The organism is uncultured Rothia sp. (assembly GCF_963555405.1).
GTDB lineage: Bacteria > Actinomycetota > Actinomycetes > Actinomycetales > Micrococcaceae > Rothia.
In genome coordinates this window covers 292,081-303,186 of sequence record NZ_CAUVVO010000001.1, presented here as the reverse complement: position 1 = coordinate 303,186, position 11,106 = coordinate 292,081, and the positions used below count along the sequence as shown (strand labels likewise).

Genomic DNA, 11,106 nt, shown 5'->3' with positions numbered 1-11,106 from the left:
CCCGTCCATCCCCAGGTTTCTGGGGATGGACGGGGATGCCTCCGCAGCGTATCTCGTGTCTGTGGGGGCGAACCAAATCTACGACGATTGAACGATAACAGCACGATGCTGTGCGTGAGGAGAATCCAATGTCCCCCAAGAAGACCTCTTTGTACTCTGTCCACGAGAAGCTTGGCGCTTCTTTCACCGACTTCGGCGGCTGGGATATGCCCCTGAAGTACGCTAATGACGTTGCTGAGCATGAGGCTGTCCGTACTCGTGCCGGTATTTTCGACCTGTCCCACATGGGTGAGTTCCGTGTGACCGGTCCGGATGCGGGTGCGTTCCTGGATTACGCTCTGGTGTCGAACATGTCCATCCTGAAGGTCGGTAAGGCAAAGTACTCGATCCTGGTCAACGACAAGGGCGGCGTGATTGACGACCTGATTACTTACCGTCTGGGCGATGAGGAGTTCATGGTCGTTCCGAACGCTTCAAACATTGACACTGACTTCGCTGCGATGAGCGAGCGCCTGGGCGATTTCAACGTTGAGTTCGTGAACGAGTCGGATCAGACTTCTCTGGTGGCTGTTCAGGGTCCTCGTGCTGAGGAGATTCTGCTGGCTGCTGGTGTTTCTGATGAGGAGGCTGTCCGCGAGCTGAAGTACTACGCTTCGGTGCCGCTGACTGTTGCCGGTGTTGATGTTCTGCTGGCTCGTACCGGTTACACCGGTGAGGACGGCTTCGAGCTGTTTGTTCCGAATGAGAACGCTGTTGAGCTGTGGGATAAGCTGGCTGCTGCTGGTGAGCCTTTTGGTATGATTCCTGCCGGCCTGGCCTCTCGTGACTCCCTGCGTCTTGAGGCTGGTATGCCGCTGTACGGTCATGAGCTGGGTCTTGAGATTACTCCGTTTGAGTCCGGTCTGGGCCGTCTGGTCGAGATTGCTCTGGAGAAGAAGGCGGCTGACTTCGTTGGTCGTGAGGCTCTGACTGAGCTGGCTAAGAGCGAGTCGAAGCGCATCCTGGTTGGTTTGAAGGCTCAGGCGAAGCGTCCTGCTCGTGCCGGTTCTAAGCTGGTGGATGCTGAGGGCAATGAGATTGGTGAGGTTACCTCCGGTATTCCTTCCCCGACTCTGGGCTTCCCGATTGCTATGGCGCTGGTGAACCGTGAATTCTCTGAGGTTGGTTCTACTGTGGATGTTGATATCCGCGGTAAGCGTGCTCCGTTTGATGTTGTGGCTCTGCCGTTCTACAAGCGTGAGAAGTAAGAGTTTTTCTGCAGGTAATCTGTAGGGTAGAGGCGTCGTGTCCTGTGTGGGCACGGCGCCTTTTCTGCGCCGTGAGGTGGGTGTTGAATAGCGGGGGAGGGCGTGAGGTGTTCTGAGCCTTAGTTTGTGATGGTTCTGAAGTGCGTTAGGATTAGAGCGGCCAGTCAAGGGTGATTGTCCGCACTTATAGACCGCAGGTTGATGTGTGGTTCCTCCGTTTTGGGGGCGCGTATCTTTTGGTGCGGTGCATAGACATTTTTTATTTGAAGGACAGAACGTGGCTATTAACCAGAGCGCGCCCAGCAGCGCCCAGAAGAAGGCAGAGGCTCTGCCGTATGACATCAGCGTTTTTGAGATGTTCAGCATTGGTGTGGGTCCTTCGAGTTCGCATACGGTGGGGCCGATGCGCGCTTCGAACCGTTTTGTGGCGGAGCTGATTGATGAGGGTCTGCTGGATCGCGTGACGGGCGTGCATATTGACCTGTATGGTTCGTTGGCGGCTACGGGTGCCGGTCACGGCACGATGAGTGCTGCGTTGAAGGGTCTGTGTGGTTTTGTTCCGGAGACTATCAATATCGCTGAGTCTGAGGCGATGATTGAGCGCAATAGCGTGGATGGCACGTTGCCGTTGGCTGGTTACCCGTCCTCTGCGTATGGCGTGACTGCTCCCGGTGGTGAGGAGCAGAAGGTGTACGGCCCGGTGGTGAATTACCGTGAGCTGGATATGACTCTGCGTCCGTTGACGGTTCTTCCGCGCCATACGAACGGTATGAAGATTGCGGCGTTTGCGGGTGAGCAGCTGCTGTTGGAGCGCACTTACTATTCGATTGGTGGCGGTTTCATTGTTGAGGGTGATGAGGAGGCGACCGGTGGTGCGTCGCTGATGAACCCTCCGTATCCGTTTGGTTCGGCGGCTGAGCTGCTGGAGATGGCGAATGAGTCTGGTCTGTCGATTGCGCAGTTGAAGATGGCGAATGAGTGTTCTCTGCGTTCGGAGCAGGAGGTCCGTGACGGCATCTTGCATATTTACCGTGTGATGAAGGAGTGCATTGGCTCTTCTCTGGCGCGTGTGGGTTATTTGCCGGGGCCTCTGAAGGTGCGTTGCCGTGCGGGTGCGTGGCATCGTGATTTGATGGTGGAGGATCCTTCGAAGTCTCCTGAGTTCGCTATTGACTGGGTGAACCTGATTGCTTTGGCGGTCAATGAGGAGAACGCTTTTGGTGGTCGTGTGGTGACTGCTCCGACGAATGGTGCTGCGGGTATTATTCCTGCGGTGCTGCATTACGCGATGAATTACACGCAGGGTATCCGCCATTGCGGTCAGGCTGCTCGTGATCAAGCGGTTGTTGATTTCTTCTTGGCGTCTGCTGCTGTAGGTGTGCTGTATAAGAAGCGCGCGTCAATTTCTGGTGCTGAGGTGGGTTGCCAGGGTGAGGTGGGTAGCGCCTCCTCGATGGCTGCTGCTGGTTTGGCGCAGGTCATGGGTGGTACTCCCGAGCAGGTTGAGAATGCAGCTGAGATTGCGATGGAACACAACCTGGGTCTGACGTGTGACCCGGTGGGTGGTTTGGTGCAGATTCCGTGTATTGAGCGTAATGCGATGGCTGCGTCGAATGCTGTGACGGCGGCTCGTATGGCGTTGCGTGGTGATGGTACGCACCGTGTGTCGTTGGATCAGGTGATTGAGACGATGCGTCAGACCGGTTTGGATATGTCTCACCGTTATAAGGAGACGTCCATGGGTGGTTTGGCTGTGAATGTGGTGGAATGCTAGGTGCACGCTGTGGCAGGTTTGCACTCCTGATGAGGGTGTGGTAGACAGAAGGGATTTCTTCCTGTATCGTTAGTATTTACGCTTTCCCTAACCTTTGTGCCTTCATATAGCGGTGGGCACGGGCTGAAGGTGACGTTTTTCCGTCCGACTCTATAGCTTCGAGCACCGTTCTATTCGGGGGCTGAGGTTGTCGTGTCGCCGGTAATGTCGCCGGGAGGCTGATTGCTAACAGACATGTCTGTGGAAGGATCCCCATTTTGGTCGCTTCGAGCACCTCTAACCATGACGCCGCTAACGGCGCAGAGAACGTCTCGCGCCGAATTTCATTCGCGAAGATTAACGAACCGCTGAAGGTTCCCAACCTGCTTGCTATCCAGACCGATAGCTTCGACCGCCTCGTTGGTAACGAGCGCTGGGCGGAGCGTCTGGAGAAGGCGCAGGCTGCTGGTGACACTTCTGTCCCCGCTCAGTCCGGTCTGGCTGAGATTTTTGAAGAAATCTCCCCGATTCGTGACTTCCAGGAGACTATGCAGCTCTCCTTCTCTGAGCCTGAGTTTGCTGACCCCAAGTATTCTGTTGAGGAGTGCAAGGACCGTGACGCAACCTACTCGGCTCCGCTGTACATTAAGGCTGAATTCATGAACCTCGCTACCGGCGAGGTCAAGCAGCAGACCCTGTTCATGGGTGACTTCCCCCTGATGACCGAGGCCGGTACCTTCGTTATTAACGGTACTGAGCGTGTGGTCGTTTCCCAGCTGGTGCGTTCCCCCGGTGCTTACTTCGAGAAGGCTCCGGACCGTACCTCCGATAAGGACATTTACTCTGCCCGCGTGATTCCTTCCCGCGGTGCATGGTTCGAGCTGGAGATTGACAAGCGCGACCAGGTTGGCGTGCGTCTGGACCGTAAGCGTAAGCAGTCTGTGACCGTTCTGCTGAAGGCTCTGGGCTGGACCGAGTCCAAGATTCTGGCTGAGTTCGGTCAGTACGACTCCATCCGCGCAACCCTGGAGAAGGACTCCGTCAAGGACCGCGACGAGGCTCTGCTGGACATCTACCGCAAGCTGCGTCCGGGCGAACCCCCGACGGTTGAAGCTGCCCAGGCTCTGCTGGACAACATGTACTTCACCCCGCGCCGCTACGATCTGGCGAAGGTTGGTCGTTACAAGCTGAACCGTAAGCTCGGCGTGGACGTTCCCATGGATTCCCCCGAGGCTTCCGTTCTGAGCCAGGACGACATCGCTCAGATGATTCGTTACCTCTGCGCTCTGCACGCAGGCGAGACCAGCATCCCGGGTGTACGCGATGGCGAGGAAATCTCCCTCAAGATCGATATCGACGACATCGACCACTTCGGTAACCGTCGTATCCGCACTGTGGGCGAGCTGATTGAGAACCAGATCCGTACCGGTCTGTCCCGTATGGAGCGCGTGGTTCGCGAGCGCATGACCACCCAGGACGTGGACGCTATCACCCCGCAGTCCCTGGTGAACATCCGCCCCGTCGTGGCAGCTATCAAGGAGTTCTTCGGTACTTCTCAGCTGTCCCAGTTCATGGACCAGAACAACCCGCTGGCGGGTCTGACCCACAAGCGTCGTCTGTCCGCGCTGGGCCCGGGCGGTCTGTCCCGTGACCGTGCAGGCATGGAAGTTCGAGACGTCCACCCCTCGCACTACGGTCGTATGTGCCCCATTGAAACCCCTGAAGGCCCGAACATTGGTCTGATTGGTTCGCTGGCAACCTACGGTCGCATCAACTCCTTCGGTTTCATTGAGACCCCCTACCGCGTGGTGACTGACGGCCGCGTGACCGATGAGGTCCGCTACCTGACCGCAGACGACGAGAAGTCTGTCGTTATTGCACAGGCAAACGCGCCGCTGAACCCGGACCGTACCTTCGCTGAGAACGAGGTTCTCTGCCGTGCGGGCGATGGTTCTGGCGAAGCTGTTCTGGTTGCTCCCGGTGCCGTTCAGTACATGGACGTCTCCCCGCGCCAGATGGTGTCTGTCGCTACCGCCCTGATTCCTTACCTGGAGCACGACGACGCTAACCGAGCACTGATGGGTGCTAACATGCAGCGTCAGGCTGTGCCCCTGCTGGAGTCTGAGGCTCCCGTGGTTGGTACCGGTATGGAGAAGTACGCAGCACTGGACTCCGGTGACTCCGTGCTCGCGAAGAAGCCCGGTGTGGTTTCCTCCGTGGACGCTAAGACCGTTATCGTCCGTAACGATGACGGCTCTGTCTCCACCTACCCGATCATGAAGTTCTCCCGCTCGAACCCGGGTAACTGCTACAACCAGCGCGTTGTGGTGAAGGAAGGCCAGCGCGTCGAATACCGCGACGTTATTGCTGACGGCCCCTCCACTGACGGCGGCGAGCTGGCACTGGGTAAGAACCTGCTCGTGGCATACATGCCGTGGGAAGGCCTGAACTACGAGGATGCGATCATCCTCTCCCAGCGTATGGTCTCTGAGGACGTGCTGACCTCGATCCACATTGAGGAGCACGAGATTGACGCCCGCGACACCAAGCTGGGCCCCGAGGAGATTACCCGCGACATCCCGAACGTGTCCGAGGACGTTCTCTCGGCTCTGGACGAGCGCGGCATCATCCACATCGGTGCTGAGGTTGAGGCTGGCGACATCCTCGTTGGTAAGGTCACCCCCAAGGGTGAGACCGAGCTGACCCCCGAGGAGCGCCTGCTGCGCGCAATCTTCGGTGAGAAGTCCCGCGAGGTTCGCGACACCTCCCTGAAGGTTCCTCACGGCGAGTCCGGTACCGTCATCGGTATCCGCATCTTCGACCGCGAGAACAACGATGAGGACGATCTGCCCCCGGGCGTGAACCAGCTGGTCCGCGTGTACGTGGCTCAGAAGCGTAAGATTACCGACGGCGACAAGCTTGCAGGCCGCCACGGTAACAAGGGTGTTATTTCCAAGATCCTGCCAATCGAGGATATGCCCTTCCTGGAAGACGGTACCCCCGTGGACGTTATCCTGAACCCGCTGGGCGTGCCCGGTCGTATGAACATTGGTCAGGTTCTGGAAGTCCACACCGGTTGGCTGGCTAAGCAGGGTTGGAAGATTGAGGGCGAGCCCGAGTGGCTCAAGCACATGCCGAACTTCCCGAAGGAATCCGGCCCGACCCGCCTGGCAACCCCGGTGTTCGACGGTGCCCACGAGGACGAGCTGTTCGACCTCATGGACCACTCGAACCCGAACCGCGATGGCGACCGTCTGATTAACCGTTCCGGTAAGGCACGTCTGATTGACGGCCGTTCCGGTGAGCCGTTCCCGGACCCGATTTCGGTTGGTTACCAGTACATCCTGAAGCTGCACCACCTGGTGGATGACAAGATTCACGCTCGTTCCACCGGTCCGTACTCGATGATTACCCAGCAGCCCCTGGGTGGTAAGGCGCAGTTCGGTGGTCAGCGCTTCGGTGAGATGGAAGTGTGGGCGCTGGAAGCATACGGCGCCGCATACACCCTGCAGGAAATCCTGACCGTCAAGTCCGATGACGTGGCGGGCCGTGTGAAGGTTTACGAGGCTATCGTGAAGGGCGAGAACATCCCTGAGCCGGGTATCCCCGAATCCTTCAAGGTTCTTATCAAGGAAATGCAGTCTCTGTGCCTGAACGTCGAGGTGCTCTCCACCGACGGCAAGATTATCGAGATGAGCGACTCGGAGGAAGAAGGCTTCCGGGCAGCAGAAGATATGGGCGTGAGCCTGACCCACGACGAGCCTAGCTCCGTCGACGAGGCATAAGCACCGCCTCCTTCTAGGGTGGGGAACCCCGCATGCGCTCGCGTGCGTTGTGGGGTTCCCGCCCGCTAACCCAAGTCTTCAGAAACTTACAGAAAGAGATTAGGACCGATATGTCCAACGAATCTTCGCTTGGTTTGATGCGAATTGGCCTCGCCACCGCCGACGACATCCGTCGCTGGTCCTTTGGTGAGGTTAAGAAGCCCGAGACCATCAACTACCGTACCCTGAAGCCCGAGAAGGACGGCCTCTTCGACGAGCGTATCTTCGGCCCCACCAAGGACTGGGAGTGCTACTGCGGTAAGTACAAGCGCGTGCGCTTCAAGGGCATCGTGTGTGAGCGCTGTGGCGTTGAGGTGACCCGCTCCAAGGTTCGTCGCGAGCGCATGGGCCACATTGAGCTGGCTGCTCCCGTGACTCACATTTGGTACTTCAAGGGTGTTCCTTCCCGCCTGGGTTACCTGCTGGATCTGGCTCCGAAGGACCTGGAGAAGGTCATTTACTTCGCTGCGTACATGATCACTAAGGTTGACGAGGAGGCTCGTCACGAGGATCTGCCGATGCTGCAGGCTGCTCACGACCGTGAGAAGCAGGAGCTTGAGGCTGCTCTGAACGCTGATGTGAACGCTATCAGCCGTGAGGTTGAGGCGGAGCTGGCTCGTATTGAGGCAGAGGGCGGCAAGGCTGCTGAGAAGCGTAAGCTGCGCGATAACGCTGAGCGTCAGCTCGCGTCGGTGCGTAAGCGCTACGAGCGTGAGGCTGAGCACCTGGAGCGCGTGTGGGATCGCTTCAAGAACCTGAAGGTCGCTGACCTTGAGGGTGATGAGGCTCTGTACCGTTCCATGATTGATAAGTACGGCCTGTACTTTGAGGGCGCGATGGGCGCAGAGGCTATTAAGAAGCGTCTGGAGTCCTTCGACCTGGAGGCTGAGGCTGAGGCTCTCAAGGAGATTATTCAGACCGGTAAGGGTCAGAAGAAGACCCGCGCTCTGAAGCGTCTGAAGGTTGTTAACGCCTTCCTGACCACTAACAACTCTCCGCTGGGTATGGTCCTGGATGTTGTTCCGGTTATTCCGCCGGAACTGCGCCCGATGGTTCAGCTGGATGGTGGCCGTTTCGCGACCTCCGACCTGAACGACCTGTACCGTCGTGTGATCAACCGTAACAACCGTTTGAAGCGCCTGCTGGAGCTGGGTGCTCCGGAGATTATCGTGAACAACGAGAAGCGTATGCTGCAGGAAGCTGTGGACTCGCTCTTCGATAACGGTCGTCGCGGTCGCCCGGTGACTGGCCCCGGTAACCGCCCCCTGAAGTCTCTGTCTGACATGCTGAAGGGTAAGCAGGGTCGTTTCCGTCAGAACCTGCTTGGTAAGCGTGTTGACTACTCGGGCCGTTCCGTGATTGTGGTTGGTCCCCAGCTGCAGATGCACCAGTGTGGTCTGCCCAAGCAGATGGCTCTGGAGCTGTTCAAGCCCTTCGTTATGAAGCGTCTGGTGGAGCTGAGCCACGCTCAGAACATTAAGAGCGCTAAGCGTATGGTTGAGCGTTTCCGCCCGCAGGTTTGGGACGTTCTTGAAGAGGTTATTGCTGAGCACCCGGTTCTGCTGAACCGTGCACCTACCCTGCACCGCCTTGGTATTCAGGCGTTTGAGCCGAAGCTGGTTGAGGGTAAGGCTATTCAGCTGCACCCGCTGGTTTGCTCCGCGTTCAACGCTGACTTCGATGGTGACCAGATGGCAGTTCACCTGCCGCTGTCTCCCGAGGCTCAGGCTGAGGCTCGTATCCTCATGCTGTCCTCGAACAACATCCTGAAGCCGTCGGATGGCCGCCCTGTGGCTGTTCCTTCGCAGGATATGATCATTGGTCTGTACCACCTGACTACTCCTCGCGATGGTCAGAAGAACGAGGGTCACGCATTCTCCTCGGTGTCTGAGGCTCTGATGGCGATGGATCGTCACGAGATTGAGCTGTACACCAAGGTGAAGATTCGCCTTGATGGTGACCAGTTTGTTGCTCCTGAGGGCTGGGAAGCTCCCGAGGGTTACAAGCCGGGCGACCCCGTGCTGCTGGACTGCACCGTTGGTCAGGTTCTGTTCAACCAGGCTCTGCCGAAGGATTACCCCTGGTTCTCCGGTGTGGCAGATAAGAAGGGCCTGGGTAGCCTGATTAACGATCTGGCTGAGCGTTACCCGATGGACGTTGTGGCTCGTGCCCTGGACAACCTGAAGAACTCCGGTTTCTACTGGGCTTCTCGTTCGGGCGTGACCGTGGCTGTTTCCGATATTGCTACTCCCGCTGAGAAGCCGGCAATTATGGAGCGCTACGAGAAGCAGGCTGCTGCAATTCAGGACGACTTCGAGATCGGTACCATCGATGACGAAGAGCGTCGTCAGGAGCTGATTAAGGTTTGGACCGAGGCTACCGACGTGGTTGCTGAGGCTATGCGTGAGAACCTGAGCTCTCACGGTGGTCTGAACACCATTTACCGTATGGTGACCTCCGGTGCACGTGGTAACTGGATGCAGGTCCGTCAGATTGCGGGTATCCGTGGTCTGGTGTCGAACCCGAAGGGTGAGATTATGCCTCGCCCGATTAAGTCCTCGTACCGTGAGGGCCTGTCGGTTCTGGAGTACTTCATCGCGACCCACGGTGCACGTAAGGGTCTGGCGGATACCGCACTGCGTACCGCTAACTCGGGTTACCTGACTCGTCGTCTGGTGGATGTTTCGCAGGACGTTATCGTTCGCGAGCACGACTGTGGCACTCGCCGCGGTCTGGTTCTGCCTCTGATTGATGAGGATGGCGGTCTGCACCAGGATGTCGAGACTTCGATTCACGGTCGTACCCTTGCGGTTGACGTGAAGGACGAGGCTGGCAACGTTCTGGCTGCTGCTGGTTCCGATGTCTCTGATGAGCTCATTGAGAAGCTCTTCAAGGCAGGCGTGAAGGATGTTCGCGTCCGTTCGGTTCTGACCTGTGAGTCCGCTATTGGTGTGTGTGCACTGTGCTACGGTCGTTCGATGGCTTCGAACGTTCTGGTAGACATTGGTGAGGCTGTTGGTATTATTGCGGCTCAGTCGATTGGTGAGCCCGGTACCCAGCTGACCATGCGTACCTTCCACACCGGTGGTGTGGCTTCGGCTGACGATATTACTCAGGGTCTGCCCCGTATTCAGGAGCTGTTCGAGGCTCGTACCCCCAAGGGTGTTGCCCCGATTTCTGAGGTGTCTGGTCGCGTGACCATTGAGGATACCGAGAAGTCCTACAAGATTGTGGTGACCCCGGACGATGGTTCCGAGCCCCAGTCCTACACTGTTCTGCGTCGTGCAGCTTCTAAGCTGCAGAACGGCGATCACGTTCAGGTTGGCGATCAGCTGGCTACCGGTTCTGTTGATCCGAAGGAGGTTCTGCGTATTCGTGGTCCTCGTGAGGCTCAGAAGCACCTGGTGAGTGAGGTTCAGGGCGTGTACAAGTCGCAGGGTGTGGAAATCCACGACAAGCATGTTGAGGTTATTGTTCGCCAGATGCTGCGTCGCGTGACCGTGATTGAGTCCGGCGATACCGATCTGCTGCCTGGTGAGCTGGTTGATAACATTGCTTTCCAGACTGCTAACCGCAAGGCACTGGTTGAGGGTAAGAAGCCCGCAGCTGGCCGTCCGGAAATGATGGGTATTACCAAGGCTTCGCTGGCTACCGAGTCCTGGCTGTCGGCGGCCTCCTTCCAGGAGACCACCCGCGTCCTGACTCAGGCTGCTATGGAGGCGAAGACTGACCCGCTGCTCGGCCTGAAGGAGAACGTGATCATCGGTAAGCTGGTTCCCGCCGGTACCGGTCTGGCACGTTACAACGATATTGAGGTTGAGCCCAGCGCTCAGGCTACCGCGGAGCGTATGCAGGCTCTGGACACTTTCGGTGGTTACCCGAGCGCATTCCAGATGGATAACGAGGTGTACACTTACGGCAACGGCGGCTTTATGGCTGTTTCGCTGGATGAGTACGGTCGTGGTCTGGACTAAGGCTTCTGCCGTGAGGGGCAGGTTGGGAGTTTAGATTCCTGACCTGGTCCTTGATAAAGAACGCGGATACTCGAGTTGTCTCGGGTATCCGCGTTCTTTGTTTAACGAATAGGTGGGGGAGGGACGGCTTTCTTTAAGCGGTACTTTAATATTCTTTATCCTTCAGGGGAAGGTTTCATGTTTTTTGTCTAGTGGGCGAATTTATTTATAAAAAAATCACTGGAGCGCATTATTTTTCAAACCGGGAAAATTTCTTGGCTGGGCAAGAAATTAGATGATGATCAAATATCGTGAGACCCCTTGTAATT

The 11,106-nt window shown here is 57.3% G+C and carries 4 protein-coding genes; all 4 read left to right on the top strand.

Annotated elements, in window-relative coordinates; genetic code table 11:
- The first annotated feature begins 128 nt into the window (after positions 1–128).
- The gene (gene gcvT, locus RWL87_RS01225) at positions 129–1,247 is read left to right on the top strand and encodes a glycine cleavage system aminomethyltransferase GcvT (RefSeq protein ID WP_049353778.1); all 1,119 of its coding nucleotides are present in this window, start codon (positions 129–131) and stop codon (positions 1,245–1,247) included.
- Positions 1,248–1,524: 277 nt separating this feature from the next.
- A complete protein-coding gene (locus RWL87_RS01220; protein WP_053089003.1) occupies positions 1,525–3,021 on the top strand; it encodes an L-serine ammonia-lyase in 1,497 nt (498 codons plus the stop codon).
- Positions 3,022–3,278: 257 nt separating this feature from the next.
- The gene (gene rpoB / locus RWL87_RS01215) at positions 3,279–6,785 is read left to right on the top strand and encodes a DNA-directed RNA polymerase subunit beta (protein WP_200962785.1); all 3,507 of its coding nucleotides are present in this window, start codon (positions 3,279–3,281) and stop codon (positions 6,783–6,785) included.
- Between the two features lie 110 nt (positions 6,786–6,895).
- Complete coding sequence (locus tag RWL87_RS01210; protein ID WP_311469018.1) at positions 6,896–10,798, top strand: DNA-directed RNA polymerase subunit beta'; 3,903 nt, start codon at positions 6,896–6,898, stop codon at positions 10,796–10,798.
- Positions 10,799–11,106 lie beyond the last annotated feature (308 nt).